The organism is Acinetobacter geminorum (genome assembly GCF_013009345.1).
GTDB lineage: Bacteria > Pseudomonadota > Gammaproteobacteria > Pseudomonadales > Moraxellaceae > Acinetobacter > Acinetobacter geminorum.
This window is the reverse complement of the sequence record NZ_JABELE010000004.1, coordinates 36,019-53,267: the sequence shown is the minus strand read 5'-3', so window position 1 is coordinate 53,267 and position 17,249 is coordinate 36,019. Positions and strand designations below refer to the sequence as shown.

Below are 17,249 nucleotides of genomic sequence, written 5' to 3'. Positions count from 1 at the left end.
TTCATGCGAAAAACAGAAGTTTATCAGGTTCGACTTGACTCCCAAGAGAAAAAACAGGCTTTTGCTGTTTTTAAGCAATTGGGAATTACCCCTGCCCAAGCGGTACGACTTTTTTTTAAACAGGTCGTATTAACTAAATCTATTCCATTTGCTATCGAAAATCAGAATATTAATATGGAACAATTATTAAAACTGAGAAAAGCAAAAGCATCGTCATTAAACCAAAATTCATCGACTTTAGCTGAAGATGATGACCATGAAGATTTATTTGAAGAATTGAATGCACTTCTTGGTGAAAGCGACAAAACTTAACCCTGTTGCATTTATAAACAAGTTTTAACGTCAAAAAGCTCTTTTTTCCGTTATGCTCTCTTTGTAAAAACATAATGATAAGTTACAAGGAGTGCCAAATGATCGTTAGACGAGCGACTTTTGAAGATTTAGAGCAACTCGCCGTTTTATTTGATGAATACCGCCAATTTTATGGGGCCTCTTCTAATTTTAATGAATCACTTCACTTCCTTAAACAACGTTTTGAGAATAGAGAAAGTGTGTTCTTCATTCATATTAAAGACGATAAAATTACGGGTTTTATTTTACTCTATTTAGGTTTTTCTTCAGTTGCATGTTCAACATACTATATCTTAGATGATGTCTATGTTACGCCTATTTTCCGTCGTCAAGGTTCTGCTAAACAGCTAATCGATACAGCAATCCTATTTGCAAAACAAGAGAATGCTTTACGGATTAGTTTGGAAACTCAAAGCAACAACCATGAATCTCATCGTTTATATGAACAAATGGGATTTATTCGAGATAGCGAGTTCCAAACCTTCCATTGTTTTCTCAAATGATATTTTGAGCGAGCTGTTTTTGTTGTTCAGATAAATAAACCCATTCTCCATCTTCAAGTTCAGGTAAAACCAATTGCCCTACTTGATGGCGATGTAATGCTTCCACCTTATTTCCCACAGCTGCAATCATTCTTTTTACTTGATGATAAACACCTTGATGGATCGTCATGGTTAATTGATGCGTTTCTAATATCGCTACATTCGTTGCAGCGAAAACACCTTTTTCTTGATGTAGGCTCACACCTTGGCTCAGCATTTCAATTTGCTCAGGTGTAACTGGATCTATAGTCGTAACATGATAAACCTTTGGCACATGTTTACGGGGATGAGTTAAAGCTTGAAGGTATTTACCATCATCGGTAAGTAAAAGTAAGCCCGTTGTATCTTGATCTAAACGACCAATAGCTTGCACACCACGTTGAATCATGATTTCTGGTAGAAGGCTAAATACGCTTTGATGATGATGAGGTTGGTGTGAACATTCAAAACCTTTTGGTTTTTTTAGAGCAAGGTAAACTTTTTCTCGATATTGATAAGTTTCCCCAAAAAGAGAAAATTCTAAATTTTCTTGAGAGAATTGCTTTTTAAGGTCACTTACAACCTCTCCATCAATACTTACAGATCCATTTTTTATTAACTGCTGACAATATTTACGAGAACCAAACCCTTGTGATTGTAAGATTTTTTCCAGCAGCATGAAGTTTTCTCATTAGAACTAAGCTGTTATTTTAACGTAGTTTCCATTTTTTACTAAACACTACTCGCTACTGTTTTCATCTACTTGAACTAGTTAGCACCCTTACTCCTCAACGACTCGATAAATATTTTCGTTCTGTTCACTTTCAAATAATAATTCGGTAGTAGGCAAAATAATTTCATTATCAACAATAATATGCTCAATACGCTGGCTTAGTTTTAAAGATTCATTTTCATGTTCCACTAAATTTTTCTTTAGTTGTGCTTTTGCATCATGAATCTTATCAAACTGATCTTTGATCTTGATATCTATAATGTCCATAAAAATATCCTGTACTCATGAGTAATGATTATTTTTATATCACAATTTTTAAACACTATAATTTTTAACTTGTTAATTTATATAACATTGTTTTCAAGCGTAACCAAAAATTAAAACTCCTTATCATTGAGGGATATACAGTCAATTTTTATTAAAAAAACATCGATCAACTGTATCTTTTAAAGCTTTAACATTAGGACTATTAAATATTATACAATTCCATTTATTTATAACTCCCCCCGCTCGCCATGCTTGCCCAATTTGATGTTAATTTAGTTGTTCTACTCGTTCTGCTTGTCTGCGGCTTATTAAGTCAAAATGCAGCTGTAACTATTGCAGCAGGTGTGTTGATTGTCGTTAAAATCACGCCATTAAATGAGTTTTTTCCTTATATTCAAGCTCACGGTCTTAATTTAGGAATTCTTATTTTAACCATTGGTGTACTCACTCCAATTGCCAGTGGGAAACTCAGTGGTGAGAGTATTTTAAAATCGTTTATTAGTGTTAAATCTCTTATGGCTATCGCAATTGGCCTATTAGTCGCCTGGCTAGGTGGTCGCGGAGTAAAACTAATGTCGAGCCAACCTGACGTGGTTGCAGGTTTACTCATTGGTACAGTTGCTGGTGTCGCCTTACTCCGTGGTGTACCAGTCGGTCCTCTAATTGCGGCAGGCTTACTCTCTTTATTTATTGGCAAATAAGAAATCGACATGAAAAAGGTGCAATAAAGCACCTTTTTAACACTTAGGCTAAATTATTTTTTAGCCAGAATAATAAGCGTTCCGTTTTAAAGAGAACTTTTCCAACTGCTTTAAGAAGCCTTCAAAATAACTTTTCTCTTTTTCTTCAGTTCGATAGCCCGCATATAAAGTTCGTCTTAAACCTGTTGGTGAAACACAATCTAAACGACGACTAGTAACCCATCCCTTCTGTTCATACTCATTCACTACCCAATCAGGTAAAGCTGCAATACCTCGTCCACTTGCAACGAGTTGAATAAGCATTTGGGTTAAATCAGTTGTCCGTATTTGTTTAGGCTGAATATTCGCAGGGATGAAAAGTTTAGACATAATATCTAAACGGTGCTTATCAACCGGATAAGTAATTAAAACTTCTTCGGCCAACTCTTGAACTGTAATATTTTCAGCTCGTACCAAAGGATGCGTATTTGATAAGACTAACCGTGATTCGTATTCAAAAATCGGAAAATACTCAATTCCTTTTAATGCAATTGGGTCAGCTGTAATTAGTAAATCAAATTCTGCATTTTGTAAGAGTTCATGCGGATTGGCTTCAAAACCTGAAGCGAAGTCTAAATCTACATCTGGGTATTGCTGGCGATACTGATTTAATAAAGGCATTAACCAGTCAAAACAACTATGGCATTCCGATGAAAAAATAATTCTGCCTGTCTGTCCATGCACAATACGCGTGATATCACTGTGGGTAATCTGGATTTGTGGCAAAACATCATCAGCTAACTTTAATAAGCGCTGTCCAACATTAGAAAAACTAACTGGTCTACTTCGACGATTAACAACTTCTACCCCATACCAATGATCTAATTCTTTTAATTGATGGGAAATAGCAGATGGCGTTAAACAAAGGTCATTAGCTGCTGAAACTAATGAACCATGCTCACGTAAAGCAACTAAAGTTTTAAGGTGGCGTATTTCTAACATGGGCCCATGCCTAAAAAACAGATTTATCTATAAATGGAAAAAGCTCATATTTGCTTTTCCATAAAACTTTCGATAAATCTTTATTGATGAATTTTATTCACTTTAACATAAAATTAGTTAGTTTGTCTCAACATGAATTTTATTTCACTATTTTTATTTGCGATGAATTTTTTTTCCTCAGAACTAAAGAGAAATTAAACTTTTTAATGAGTGAGAAGATTAAAACTAAAAATAGACCTAATAAAGGTCTATTTTTTTAAAACTCTAAAAACTATTGTGCTACATTTAAACTAATAATCGTATAGCTCTGATCTTTAGGTTTTAATTTCAAATTTAGAGGAGCTGTTACTTCTACTAAGTACTCTCCAGCTTTTGGAAATCTAAGCTCAACTTGACCGTAGCTTCCTGCCTTAAACTGCTGCGCTTGCTTGTCAGTTGCACCCTTTTCTCTTAAATTCACTTCAGCATAAGCTAAAGGTTGTCCTTTTTCAGTTATGGTTAATTTTACAGGTTGAGCAGCTTTAATCTGGTTAGGATGTACAGAGAAACTAACTTTAATCGGTGTATTCGGGAGCTGGATATCTGAAACTTTTCCCTTAGAAAGATAACTTTGTAATGTCCACTCTCGTGTTACTTGCTCTGTTTTAATTGTTTTTGTTTTAAGGTCAGTCGGAATCAAATATTCACGCTCTGCTTTTGGTGGAGCGTTATCAGCTGGCATATCAAAAAATAAATGCCATGCTTTTTGATCATATACATATTTTAAAGGGTAACTCGCCTGAGTTTGAACAATATATGTGCCTTCTTCAGGTAATTCTACATCAAAAAGAGTTGCAGACTTATGCAGAGCTTCTGAGTTGACAGTTTTAAACTCATTTTTAGGTGTAATTAGAGTAAGCTTAGCATCTTTTAAAGCATATTCACTATTTAATGCTTCTTCAGCATAACCAGCAATTACAGGTACTTGAGTCTGTTCAGTCTTATAAGCTACAGGAGCTACATAAGGTTCGTGAGCAAAGCCTGTTGTACATATCAATGTAAGTGACGCCATTAGAAATCTATTCATTATTACAAAATCCTGTTATACGCAAAGTTAAAAATTTCAGACAAAATATAAGCGGATACAGTATACACAAATAAAAATAATTCTTATTATCATTAATAAATTTAATTTTACTAAAAAAAGAAATCCGTAATCTTTCTCTCAATATTTTAGTTTTTTATTATTCTTTTCTCTTTTCCCTTATACTTCTCTTTTTGTATTTTCCCTTAACTTATTATGGCGTCCCCGCAATCTCCTCTCTCCACACCTCAACATTACTCTCTCTTTTTAGCAATTTTCTCACTCGCTGTAGGGGGGTTTTGTATTGGAACCACTGAATTCGTCGCAATGGGACTAATTCAGGAAATTGCAAATAATTTAAATATTACAGTACCTGAAGCTGGTCACTTTATTAGTGCCTATGCATTGGGTGTAGTTATTGGTGCTCCTATCATCGCTATTCTTGGAGCTAAAGTACCTAGGAAAACTTTATTGCTCGGCTTAATGCTTTTTTATGGTGTTGCGAATGCCTGTACTGCTTTAGCTCATACACCTGAAACTGTTTTAGTCTCACGTTTCATTGCAGGTCTACCACACGGAGCATATTTTGGAGTCGGTGCGTTAGTTGCAGCCGAACTAGCGGGTCCGTCAAGAAGAGCTTCTGCAGTTGCCCAAATGATGATGGGCCTAACAGTGGCAACTGTGATTGGTGTTCCTCTCGCAACGTGGTTAGGCCAAAATTTTGGTTGGAGAGCAGGATTTGAGTTTTCAGCAACTATTGCTTTCGTTACTTTAATTGCTGTTGGCTTCTTTGTACCCAATATTCCAGTCCAAGCTACTGCGAGTATAAAAACTGAGTTAGCTGGCCTTAAAAATATCAACATGTGGTTAACACTAGCAGTGGGTGCAATCGGTTTTGGAGGCATGTTTTCTGTTTATAGCTATGTCTCACCAATTTTGACTGAATATACACAAGTTAATATCCAAATCGTTCCTATCGCTTTAGCGATTTGGGGTATTGGTATGGTTATCGGAGGTTTAGTAGCAGGATGGCTTGCAGATAAGAACCTCAACAAAACTATAGTGGGTGTATTAATTAGCTCAGCTATCGCTTTTGTTGTCGCTAGTTTTTTAATGAGTAATATCTATACTGCCATCGCATCTTTATTCTTAATTGGTCTCACGGTAATGGGGTTAGGCGGGGCATTACAAACTCGTCTATTGGATGTTGCAGGTGATGCCCAAACATTAGCTGCCTCACTCAACCACTCTGCCTTTAATATGGCCAATGCATTAGGTGCATTTTTAGGGGGCTGGGTACTCAGTCACCAAATGGGTTGGATCGCACCAATCTGGGTAGGTTTTGTCTTAAGCCTTGGCGGTCTGATTATTTTACTTATCGCATTTGCAGTAGAAAAAGCCAGCAAAAAAGCTTAATTAAAGAAAGGCTAACTTATTACTTCTAATCAGTTAGCTTTCCACCACAGTGTGGACAATAACATTTTTTCTCTCGGCTCGACTCTTCTTCCTCTAATACTTTTTCACGCATAATTTGAATAATCAGGTTATGCGCTTGCTCTTTTGGCAATCCTACTTTTTGACGGACCCGCTCTATTTCAATTTCATCATGTAAAATATCAATACCTCGTGCTTGAAGTAACTCACGAAACTCTTGCTCTAGTCTCTGATTCCGTTGATTAAGCTCATTTGCAAGTCCAGATGCCAAAATACCAGCTGGCAATGCTGCAATACCTACACCTAAAATAGTAATAAGCGCCCCTAATAACTTTCCAAGGCTAGTTACAGGAGTGACATCGCCATACCCCACTGTAGTTAAGGTAACTACAGCCCACCACATAGATTTAGGTATTGAACTAAAAGCTTCTGGCTGAGCCTTGTTTTCAACCACATAAATTCCAGAAGCAGTCATAATAATCATGATAATTAAAATAAAAATAACCGCTTGAAAAGATCCCTTCTCACGTTTAATCACACATAACAATATCTGTAGTGAGATGAAATAGCGCGTTAATTTTAATAAACGAAGTAAACGTAAAATCCGAAGCATACGAAGGTCGATTCGTACAAAGAAATTCAGGTAAGCTGGCAAAATTGCCATCAAATCAATGATTGCTTCCCCACTTTTCATCCAATTCAAACGGGTTTTCCATGCGGATTGTGTCGTATCTCGATCTGCAACACTCCACACTCTTAATAAATACTCAATACTAAAAATTGCGATTGAAATATTCTCAAAGTAATCAAACCAAATACGATAACTTAAGTACAAATCATTTACTGTTTCCAATAAAACAGCAGCAACATTACCAATAATTAAAATAACTAAAAAATAGTTAATGCATTTACTTACCGCCGTTTCATAGTCATGGTTGTGAAGATTATTATAAAAAAATTTACGCAATCCCTTCCAAGCTGAATTATGCATATTGATCTGACCACTTAATATTGTAGATATAGTAAGCTCATCGCCTCTATTCACCAATATTGTCTCTAACAATTTTTTGTTTCACTTACTTCAATATTTAAAAGTTAGACTTCACAATTTTTTCAATTCGCTGCTACACATCGGAATTCATTTTCTTCCCACCACATCACATCATAGATGCCCGGATGCGATTTTAAGATAATATTTATATAATTTTGCAGCACCATAATATGATGAGTAATATCAAGCTTTCTAAATAAGAATCTTCTTAAAATCGGAGTATTGGGAGAAATAAAAATTGCGAATCCATTGCTATATTCTTCATAAACACTGATTCCAAGGTACATTGTTATTTCAGGCAGTGGAATCTCAATTTCCCACCCCCAACTTTCACTATATAACTCTACATTTAAATGATATCTATTCTTTAATATACTAAAAATATATTGAGCAATATCTTCAGTTTTTTGAACTAAAATACCATCTGCATATGTTTTTTGGTCATATAATTGATAATCATCAAATTTAAATTCAACAATTGTCTTTAGCATTCTTAAGTTCCCTATATAAAAAACTCGTATTTTTTTTAATTATTATTAAGTTCATGCAAATATTTTAAAGCAAAAAACGTTTTAATATCTAGAGTAATATTTATTTTTACACTTTCATTAAATAAAATTTGATCTATTTATTATTTTTTAAGTCTTATTAAGTATAAAGTCTCATTTAAATAAAAAAGGAGCTAAATAATCAGCTCCTTTTTTGTACTAAATTGACGTATTAAGTCAATTGAGCAGCTTGGATTTTCTTAGTATCAACTTGATCAGCTTCTTTAGTATATTCGCTCATCTTGTCGAAATTTAAGTATTTGTAGATGTCAGCAGAAGCGCTGTCGATTTGCGACGCGTACTGTTGATATTCTTCTGGGCTTGGTAATTTACCAAGAACCGCAGCTACAGATGCAAGCTCAGCAGACGCTAAGTAAACGTTTGCACCTTGACCTAAACGGTTCGGGAAGTTACGAGTAGAAGTCGATACACAAGTTGTGTTCGGAGCTACACGCGCTTGGTTACCCATACATAATGAACAGCCAGGCATCTCTGTACGTGCACCAGCACGGCCATAGATGTTATACAAGCCTTCTTCCATTAATTGGTGCTCGTCCATACGAGTTGGTGGAGCCAACCATAAACGAGTAGATAATGAACCACCAGGTACTTTGTCAAGTAACTGACCAGCTGCACGGAAGTGACCAATGTTAGTCATACAAGAACCAATGAATACTTCATCAATCTTGTCACCTTGAACGTCAGAAAGAAGTTTTGCGTCATCTGGATCGTTCGGGCAGCAAAGAATTGGTTCTTTGATGTCAGCTAGATCGATTTCGTAAACTTTTAAGTATTCAGCATCAGCATCAGCTTTTAACAAGCTTGGGTTATCTAACCACTTCTGCATGTTTTCAGCACGACGAGCAAGTGTACGTGCATCGCCATAACCTTCTGCGATCATCCACTTCAACATCGTGATGTTAGAACGTAGGTATTCAGCAACTTTCTCTTCAGAAAGTGTGATTGAACAGCCAGCAGCAGAACGTTCAGCAGAAGCATCAGAAAGTTCAAATGCTTGCTCAACAGTCAAGTCATTTTCCATTTCTGATAAATCGATCTCAAGGATACGACCAGAGAAGATGTTTTTCTTACCTTTCTTCTCTACAGTTAAATCACCCGCTTGAATTGCGTAGTAAGGAATTGCATGTACAAGGTCACGTAAAGTGATACCAGGTTGCATTTTACCTTTGAACTTAACAAGTACAGACTCAGGCATATCAAGTGGCATAACACCAGTTGCTGCTGCGAACGCAACAAGACCAGAACCCGCTGGGAATGAAATACCGATTGGGAAACGAGTATGTGAGTCACCACCAGTACCTACTGTATCTGGAAGTAACATACGGTTTAACCAAGAGTGGATAATACCGTCACCTGGACGTAAAGATACACCACCACGGTTCATGATGAAGTCAGGTAATGTATGGTGAGTTGTTACGTCAACTGGTTTTGGATACGCAGCAGTGTGACAGAAAGACTGCATTACTAAGTCAGATGAGAAGCCCAAGCATGCTAAGTCTTTTAACTCGTCACGAGTCATTGGACCTGTTGTATCTTGAGAACCAACAGTTGTCATCTTAGGTTCACAGTAAGTTCCTGGACGGATACCTTGACCTTCTGGTAAACCACATGCGCGACCAACCATTTTCTGAGCTTGCGTAAAACCTTTGCCAGTGTCAGCAGGTTGTACTGGAGTACGGAATAATGTAGAAGGTGCAAGACCTAATTCTTCACGTGCTTTAGCAGTTAAACCACGACCAATGATTAAGTTAATACGACCACCCGCACGTACTTCGTCTAAAAGTACTGGAGTTTTAAGGTCAGCTTCTGCGATTTGAGCACCATCTTTAAAAGCAGTTACTTTTGCAGCAGCATGGTCAATTTTCAATACTACTTCGTCGCCCATGTTCATGTTAGCAACGTCGATTTCTACAGGTAATGCACCTGCATCTTCCATTGTATTGAAGAAAATTGGAGCAATCTTAGAACCTAAGCACACACCACCGTCTTTTTTGTTAGGAATGTGTGGAAGTTCATCACCAAAGAACCAAAGTACAGAGTTAGTTGCAGACTTACGGCTTGAACCTGTACCAACAACGTCACCAACGTAAGCAACTTGATTGCCTTTCGCGATAAGTTCTTTAATTTGGCTTAATGGACCAACTTCACCTGGTTTTTCAGGGTTGATACCATCACGCTCGTTTTTCAACATTGCGTTTGCATGTAATGGAATGTCTGGACGGCTCCAAGCATCTTGAGCTGGAGACAAGTCATCAGTGTTTGTTTCACCAGTTACTTTGAACACAGTGATTTTGATTTCTTCTGGAACGTCAGGACGGCTGGTGAACCATTCTGCTTCAGCCCAAGATTGTAAAACAGCTTTAGCGGCTTCATTACCAGCTTTTGCTTTATCTGCTACGTCATGGAATGCATCAAATACAAGAAGTGTTTTCTTTAATGCTTCAGCAGCTAAACCTGCAAGTTCGGCATTATCAAGAAGTTCAACAAGTGGTGCTACGTTATAACCACCCAGCATAGTGCCAAGTAAGTAAACTGCACGTTCTTTAGAAACGAGTGGTGAAGTTGCTTCGCCTTTTGCAATCGCTGCCAAGAATGCTGCCTTTACGTAAGCTGCTTGGTCAACACCTGCAGGAACACGGTTTTCAAGCAAATCTACCAAGAACGCTTCTTCGCCTGCTGGTGGATTTTTTAATAGTTCAACAAGCTGAGCTGTTTGAGCGTCATCAAGTGGCTTCGGTGGGACTCCGAGTGCGGCACGTTCTTCAACGTGTTGGCGGTAAGCTTCTAGCACGGTGTTCATTCCTCTTTTTTTGAAAAATTACTTGCAAATTCCAGCTTTCTTAAAAGCTTCACAAGTAATATGGACTACAAAAGTTTACTAGAGTTCAAGGTAAAAGTTAATGAGCGCGGGGTGTTTCTCCGTGATGCCCATTATTTTGTATCTAAATACCTGTGTCTAAATAATGAGCATACTGGGCTAAATTGAGCTTTTTTTGAACAAAAAGAGCTTCTGCTAGATGAAAATTCAATAATCGCAACCGCAATTAGAACGATTTATATTTTGGCATTTTGTCATGAGGTGTTGCCAAACATTCATCCGTCATTTGCTTTCTAACTTTTTCTTGAATTGCTTGAGGATCTTTTGTCAGTTCTTCTTTTGGAATCGCATAAACTTTTTCAATAATATTAAGAATGAATTTTTTAGTTATCTCATCTTCAATTTTATTTGCATGCTCAACTGCCTGTGTTTTTTCAATTGCTTGCTGACGATCAAAAACAATACTTCTTGCAGCATTTCCTACGCTAGTACAAAAGCCATGCCACTGCTCTTCTGGTGTTAATGGTTTCTTTTCTGAACAACCAACAAAGAGCAAACTCATTGCAATCAATAAAATCTTTTTCATCATTTCACTACACTAATTATTGCTGTCCATATCATACGGAAAATCATCGTTTTTGCCAAAACTGCTATAAAAAACCGAGATAACAAAATCTCGGTCTTTTATATTAAGCATTAGAAATGCCAGTTTCATGATTTGGATTAATTAAAGAATTTGATATCCGTAGGTGTTGATATTTTTGCTGCATCACCAGCTGGTTTTAAGGTCCCATTTTTTTCATCAAAACGGAATAAACTTATATTATTACTATAAACATTGGTTACATATAGATATTTACCAGATGCATCGAATGAGAAAGCACGTGGTTCAATACCATTCGCTTTATAAACAACTGGCTTACCTAGCAATCCATTCTGTTTGATTTTAAATACTAAGAGTTTGTTGTCTGCGCCTCGATTGGCAGCAATCACATATTTACCATTTGGGCTAAGGATAATTCCACTCGCACTCTTAAACTCAGGTGTTTTGTCCTCATGGATCAGTTTTAGCTCAGCCACTTTTTTCAAATGACCATCTTGCACGTTAAATGTCACAATTTCACTTCGCATTTCTGCGGTAACATACGCATGTTTGCCATTTGGTGAAAAGACCATATGACGCGGGCCAGAACCATGAGTAAAAGTCACATCGCGCTTGGTATCCGCTTCGAGTGGCTGAGCCTTGTTCGGGTTATAACGAAATGCATAGATTTTGTCATTACCGAGATCGCTGGCATATAAATACTTACCATCTGGACTAAAAGTTGTGGAATGAGCATGTCCACTTTCTTGGCGGCCCTTGACGTGACCAGAACCTTCCTCAAAAACAATATTTTGTACTTTTTCACCTAAATGACCGTTTGACAAAATTGGTAAAACAGCCACACCACCTCGCCCTTTATCGAACGCTGAATAGTTCGACACAAACAGGAATTTACCATCTAAACTGATTGTTGCATGTGTTGGATGTCCACCATGACTATCTACTGTGTTCAACACTTCCACCTTTCCGTTTTGAATAGATAATGCAGTCACCGCACCTTCGTTTTCTTCATTTGTGGTATATGCAAAACGGCTATCTTTCGATTTCACAATCCAAGAAGGACTTTTCATTTTCAACACTTTAACAGGAGTTAAAGTTCCATCTTTATTCACTTGAAGCTGGTATAAGCCTTCACTAGCTTGTTTTGGTTTTTGCACAAGCGGTGCATTAGGAATTGATGTCCATGTTCCTACTAAAGCAATTTGTTGTTGTGCAGCATTTACGGTGGAGCACCATCCAAATGACAAAAGCGTCAATGACAATGTTGCTGTTAATTTTTGAATTAGGCCACGATATTTAACATTTATATCGTTTTCCTTGCCATTTTTAATTTCAACATAAGTATCTATATTCACTAGTATATCCTTGAAAAAATCCACCTTATTTGCACTTATCAACAAGGTATATCAATCTAATTTCATTTAATGTTTCTGAAAACTAATTTATAAAACAGCAATTTTCAAGTGAATTTTCTTTAATCAATACCTATCCAAGGTTTTTTTACATTTAAGATAAACGATACTTTAGATGATAAATACTCAACTTTTTAAATGTTATGAAGGTATTATTAAATTAAAAGCCCACTATAGTGGGCTTTTAATTTATTCATTATTGGTTTCAACCAACTAAAAGCGCCAGTTGTAGAAAAGATCGATTGCTCTTTCTAAAGATTGACTTGCTTCTAAGTATAAACGTCGATTCATTTGATAACGTAAAGTGAGTTTATTTACAGGAGTAAACACCCCAACACCATAACGAATAAACAGATCTGGTGTGATATAACCCGTCAAACTCACTTGCGTGTCATCACCTGTACCTTGTGCATCTAAAGCTAAACCGCTCAAACCAAACGTACGTCCAATCTGGTTAGTTAAAGCACGTGTACCACCCAAGCCCATACTAATCCCTGCGGCAGCAATGGTGTTATTTACATCGGACTTAAATCCTTCTGCATTACTTAAACCACTTGAACCTTCATTAATACGACCAGTAACAAGCGCATTCAATGCTTCTTGCTCAGATAGACCCGCATCATTATAAACCTGAATGTTTGGTGATGTCGCAGTACCTGTAACACGCACCCCAACCATACTTCCCTGAACATTTTTATTCGCATCTATATCTAAAGTCGGGTTAGCCAATGGTCCATTAAAACGGGCAATTGCTCTGTTCAAATCTAGACTTTGTCCATAGGCTTCGATTTTCACTTTTTGGCTGACACCAATCGCCCCGTTAGCTCTCATTGCCGTCTCATAGCCACGTTGGCTTAAGTTGAGACGACCAACTAACGGAATATTACTATTAAAGCCTTGGAAGATGACTTGTTTTCCAATATTAACAGCAATGTCAGCTCGAATATCCCAAGGTTTAGCTGCCCGTAAAATTGCAAGTGGGTCTTGACCTTGGCGTACGATACGGACATCTGATGACGTATTAATGATAGGAGCAGTTGTTTCTGGCATTGATATACGTGCACGAGGAACATCTACTGATCCTTTTAAGCTTAAACGCTTATCAAAAGGATACATATCAAGTGTCAGATTTGGATTGGCAATTGCAGTAATTAATGGCGCTTGGCGTACTAGTAAATTATCACCTTTAAGATTTAATTGAAGGCGCGGCGCATCTTTCCATTCAAAACTACCTTTAAGCAAGCCTACACCTTGCCCACTGTTAAATGCCCCATCAATTGTTGCCATATCCTGACGAATTGATGAATACACTTGAACATTAGTTAAATTTACTGGCAGAGAAATCATGCTGATCGCACCATTTTTCAAACGCATTTCACCAGTAAACTGAGGTTGAGTTAATGTACCGTTGACTTTACCAGCCAAAGCTAACGTCCCACTCATTGAGCGAACATCTTGAATAAATGGTTTCAAGACTTTTAATTGGACATCATTAAAGGCCACTTCACCATGCATTGGCATTGAAGACTCAAATGGGTTGATAATAACGTTCGCATAACCCGTACCAATATCTGGGGCTTTAACATCAACACGGAATAGCAGACCCTCTGATACACTTTTTGCAACCACCCCTAACTCATCATAAGCCAGAGTAGTTGCAGGATCTTGTGGATCTTCAGCAGCTAAACCGATTTCACCTTTACGTGTAATTAAACGTGCATCAAGTTTTGGATTACCACCATTTACCCACGATGCCTTAGCGTAACCATTTAATTGTCCAGTCATCGCTAAGCCTTCTGGCATAAATGCCGCGAAGTCGCTTAAATCCATGTTCTGAGTTACAAAGGAAACATTACCTCGTGCTTTACTCACTCTTACAGGCTGATCAAAACAGAGCTGACTATTAGTACTTTGCCAGCAATGTTGACCCACATATAGCTCAGATTTCGCCGAAGAAAAAATTACCGGAGCATTTTGATTTTGTGCCAGACGGATTCGTCGTGAATCAAAACTTCCTTTCTGGATTTGTCCTAACCAATCATTATTTTGGTTAAACCCACCTGCCAACTGAACATAGAACTTGGAAATATTATTATTGCCGAGCACTTTCAATAAATGGGCTTTTCTTGTTCCTGTCAAATTCACTTCAGCAGATTGAATTTGTCTATTTCCACTACGCAAATTATTTAATTTTGCGGTTAATTGAGTCGGTGTTGTTTCCGATGTTGGAAGCTCACCCTGAATACTCAATCTCTTCACACTTACAAGTGTATTAAAAGCAAAATCATCTACGGCAATATTGGCTGTTGCTTTTAAACGTGGTTGTGATTGAACATTCAAATCACCATAAGCTCGACCACGCAGCCCTGGATATAATTCATAGAGTGCTGGCGCATTCAGCTTAATTTTTAGATTTTGTGCGTTGCCAGTAGCTTGTAGCTGGTTCTGTCCATACACTAAAAATAAGTTATTCGCTTCAAATTGCTGAGGTAAAAAGCCATTTTGATTAGAGTCCATCAATAGAGATAGATTACCTTTACCTCGAACAGGTTTATTATTTAGAAACCCTGCAAGATTCAATTGCTGAATATTAATTCGCTTCAAGTGATCAGACCAAACGCCTTGAGTTTTCAGGTTTCCTGAAATTTCACCTTTAATAGTTGAAGCAAAATATTGAGGCTTAAAGCGTACTAATGAACTATTAATATCCCATGCAATGCGGTCTTTTAAATTTACAGAACCTGTAGCATAGATTTTTCCAGCCACACCATCGTGTTGTAATTGGCTAATTCGAATAAAATCTGGCGTGCCCGCTATAGATAACTTCAATAAACCATTTGCCTGTTTTAAGGCTTTTAAAGATCCGTCATAATTAACCGCAAAGCCTTTAAAACCGCCACCAGCTTTAACATCATGAAATAATAGTGCTGCTGTACTTTTTCCGCCTAAACTTACAGTTTCTTGACCTGCTTGAGCCAATCGACCCGTTAAATCAATTTTCTCAAACTGAATAATTTGCTGGTTTGGTTTAGCAAAACCATTTGCCTTAATCGAACCGTTTAACAGATTAACTGGTGCTGCTGCTTGAATACTTTGCGGATTAAAATCTTTTGCATTTAATAAAGCATTCCAAGCGAGCTGACGTTTTTCAGTAGGTAATAAAACTTTAGCCTGACCTGTTAAGCTACCTTTTTCAGCAGCAAAACTAAAATTAGGAACATTTAAGATATTATCTTTAATATCCAGGTTGGCTAGATATTGTCCTGCTGGCAATAAAGTTTTTTCATGCTGATATACTTTTGTAGCAACCTTAATATCTTGTTGACCATCACGTAATGTTAAATCGACTTGACCATTTTCACTACTTAACCATCCAATATAAGGCATTGCACGGTCTATATTCGCCCACGCCACATTCATAAGCATTGGCTGAGGTTTATTATTTTTTTCAGGTGCCTGATTAAGCTTGAGCTTCCACGACTCATAACGGTCAAAGTCAACATTAGCAAATACTTCTGTACCTTTTTCTAAAGAACCAGTTGAAGCAATAGCAGCATCTAAACTTGGCGGTAAAAAGTCTTGCACCACCTGAGGAATTGCTTTGTCCTTAGGATTAATGCGATCTAAACGACCTTTGATGTCCCAAGTAACATGATCTTTCCAATTTACCAAACCTTTAAGATTAACGGCACCTTTCATAACTTGGCCGTTGAAATCTGTAATATTAAGCTGATGAACTAAATCAGTACTCATTAAAGCGTTGTACTGGCCTTCAGGTAAGTTTTCACCCTTTAAATCTGTATCAAGTGCTAAATTAAGTTGTTTAATATCACCTTGAAACTTGATCACACCATTTTTTGCAAAGAGTTTTTGTTCTTGTAGCAAAGGTAAATGATAGTTTTTTAATAATAATTCACCTTGCATTGGAACTTCATCACGAACAGGATGTAAGATTACCCAACCTGTTAATAAATCAGGAGTAGTTGTTGCAACCCCAGCTTTTAAAGTATCTAAACTTCCGCGAGCAGCAACTTTAATATTTTGAATATTTAAACTTTTTAAAGATGGGATTCTTAAATCTGCCGTGGCATCTAGTGGATATTTACCACTGAAATCCATTTTACCAGTTGCGTTGTGAACTGAAAGATAGCCCATATCCATACTGGATTTTTCAAATTCTAGTTTTGTCTCCGACCAGAGCGCATCTTGCAAATGGACATTATAGAAACTTACATCTGAACTCGACAATTTAAGCTCTAAATGATCAACATCCGCTTCATCTATACGTAAAACGAATGGCAATTTGATTGGTTTAAATTCAAACGGTTTACCAGAAGGCGGAGTTTTATTAATAATGCGCAAGTTGCGTACATCTGCATGGCTTAAATGTACTTCTTTTTCTAATAATAAAGAGCGCCACCCTAAGCCTACATCAGCTCGATCTAATGCAACATCAACGTCTTTTAATTGCACCAACACATTTTTGAGAATAATGCCTCGCAATAAGTTGCCGCCTTCGTATTCATATTTAATTATTTTCTGAGCTTCTAAAACCCGATCTAATAAAAAACGGCTTCCGCGATCCGTTGACATCATGATGACTAACGAAGAAGCCAATAATAACAATATGATTAATATCGTCAGCAAGAAGCTACGCAAAATGCGACGCTTCTTCTTAGGAGAGCTTGGTGCCGAAGTGGGCTGCTGTTCTACTTCCGCCATAAAATAAACCTAATGAAATTTT

The 17,249-nt window shown here is 37.2% G+C and carries 14 protein-coding genes; 4 read left to right on the top strand and 10 right to left on the bottom strand.

Features of this window, described 5'->3' with window-relative positions; genetic code table 11:
* The first annotated feature begins 3 nt into the window (after positions 1–3).
* Both HJG58_RS04890 and HJG58_RS04885 read left to right on the top strand, forming a co-directional pair.
* The gene (locus HJG58_RS04890) at positions 4–312 is read left to right on the top strand and encodes a type II toxin-antitoxin system RelB/DinJ family antitoxin (RefSeq protein WP_002122138.1); all 309 of its coding nucleotides are present in this window, start codon (positions 4–6) and stop codon (positions 310–312) included.
* Between the two features lie 98 nt (positions 313–410).
* A complete protein-coding gene (locus HJG58_RS04885) occupies positions 411–854 on the top strand; it encodes a GNAT family N-acetyltransferase (protein ID WP_086265941.1) in 444 nt (147 codons plus the stop codon).
* On the opposite strand, the gene HJG58_RS04880 is transcribed toward HJG58_RS04885, so the two are convergent.
* Positions 847–1,551, bottom strand: coding sequence for a pseudouridine synthase (locus HJG58_RS04880; RefSeq protein ID WP_170248116.1), 705 nt, complete (start codon positions 1,549–1,551; stop codon positions 847–849). The genes HJG58_RS04885 and HJG58_RS04880 overlap by 8 nt on opposite strands.
* A gap of 102 nt (positions 1,552–1,653) precedes the next feature.
* Positions 1,654–1,872, bottom strand: coding sequence for a hypothetical protein (locus HJG58_RS04875; protein ID WP_002122273.1), 219 nt, complete (start codon positions 1,870–1,872; stop codon positions 1,654–1,656).
* 248 nt (positions 1,873–2,120) lie between these two features.
* On the opposite strand from HJG58_RS04875, the gene HJG58_RS04870 reads away from it, so the two are divergent.
* Positions 2,121–2,573 (top strand): DUF441 domain-containing protein, encoded by a 453-nt coding sequence (locus HJG58_RS04870; RefSeq protein ID WP_002122149.1) that lies wholly within the window; start codon positions 2,121–2,123, stop codon positions 2,571–2,573.
* Between the two features lie 60 nt (positions 2,574–2,633).
* Here the strand turns inward: HJG58_RS04870 and HJG58_RS04865 are convergent, their stop codons facing one another.
* Both HJG58_RS04865 and HJG58_RS04860 read right to left on the bottom strand, forming a co-directional pair.
* Positions 2,634–3,554, bottom strand: a complete 921-nt coding sequence (locus HJG58_RS04865) for a LysR family transcriptional regulator (RefSeq protein WP_002122195.1) — start codon at positions 3,552–3,554, stop codon at positions 2,634–2,636.
* Between the two features lie 271 nt (positions 3,555–3,825).
* A complete protein-coding gene (locus HJG58_RS04860) occupies positions 3,826–4,620 on the bottom strand; it encodes a DUF4198 domain-containing protein (RefSeq protein ID WP_216076509.1) in 795 nt (264 codons plus the stop codon).
* Positions 4,621–4,833: 213 nt separating this feature from the next.
* Here HJG58_RS04860 and HJG58_RS04855 point away from each other — a divergent pair, with 213 nt between their 5' ends.
* Positions 4,834–6,033 carry an MFS transporter gene (locus HJG58_RS04855; protein ID WP_170248115.1) on the top strand — a complete coding sequence of 400 codons (1,200 nt, stop codon included), beginning with the start codon at positions 4,834–4,836 and terminating at the stop codon, positions 6,031–6,033.
* Between the two features lie 25 nt (positions 6,034–6,058).
* Here the strand turns inward: HJG58_RS04855 and HJG58_RS04850 are convergent, their stop codons facing one another.
* From HJG58_RS04850 to HJG58_RS04825, 6 genes are all read right to left on the bottom strand, one after another.
* Positions 6,059–7,042 (bottom strand): ion transporter, encoded by a 984-nt coding sequence (locus HJG58_RS04850; RefSeq protein WP_170248114.1) that lies wholly within the window; start codon positions 7,040–7,042, stop codon positions 6,059–6,061.
* A gap of 122 nt (positions 7,043–7,164) precedes the next feature.
* A complete protein-coding gene (locus HJG58_RS04845; protein WP_170248113.1) occupies positions 7,165–7,593 on the bottom strand; it encodes a hypothetical protein in 429 nt (142 codons plus the stop codon).
* Positions 7,594–7,822: 229 nt separating this feature from the next.
* The gene (locus tag HJG58_RS04840) at positions 7,823–10,462 is read right to left on the bottom strand and encodes a bifunctional aconitate hydratase 2/2-methylisocitrate dehydratase (RefSeq protein WP_033848021.1); all 2,640 of its coding nucleotides are present in this window, start codon (positions 10,460–10,462) and stop codon (positions 7,823–7,825) included.
* 253 nt (positions 10,463–10,715) lie between these two features.
* Complete coding sequence (locus tag HJG58_RS04835) at positions 10,716–11,078, bottom strand: hypothetical protein (RefSeq protein ID WP_081309626.1); 363 nt, start codon at positions 11,076–11,078, stop codon at positions 10,716–10,718.
* A gap of 134 nt (positions 11,079–11,212) precedes the next feature.
* Positions 11,213–12,448 carry a lactonase family protein gene (locus HJG58_RS04830; protein WP_086265935.1) on the bottom strand — a complete coding sequence of 412 codons (1,236 nt, stop codon included), beginning with the start codon at positions 12,446–12,448 and terminating at the stop codon, positions 11,213–11,215.
* Positions 12,449–12,718: 270 nt separating this feature from the next.
* On the bottom strand, positions 12,719–17,227 hold the full coding sequence (locus tag HJG58_RS04825; RefSeq protein WP_170248112.1) for a translocation/assembly module TamB domain-containing protein: 4,509 nt from the start codon (positions 17,225–17,227) through the stop codon (positions 12,719–12,721).
* Positions 17,228–17,249: the final 22 nt, after the last annotated feature.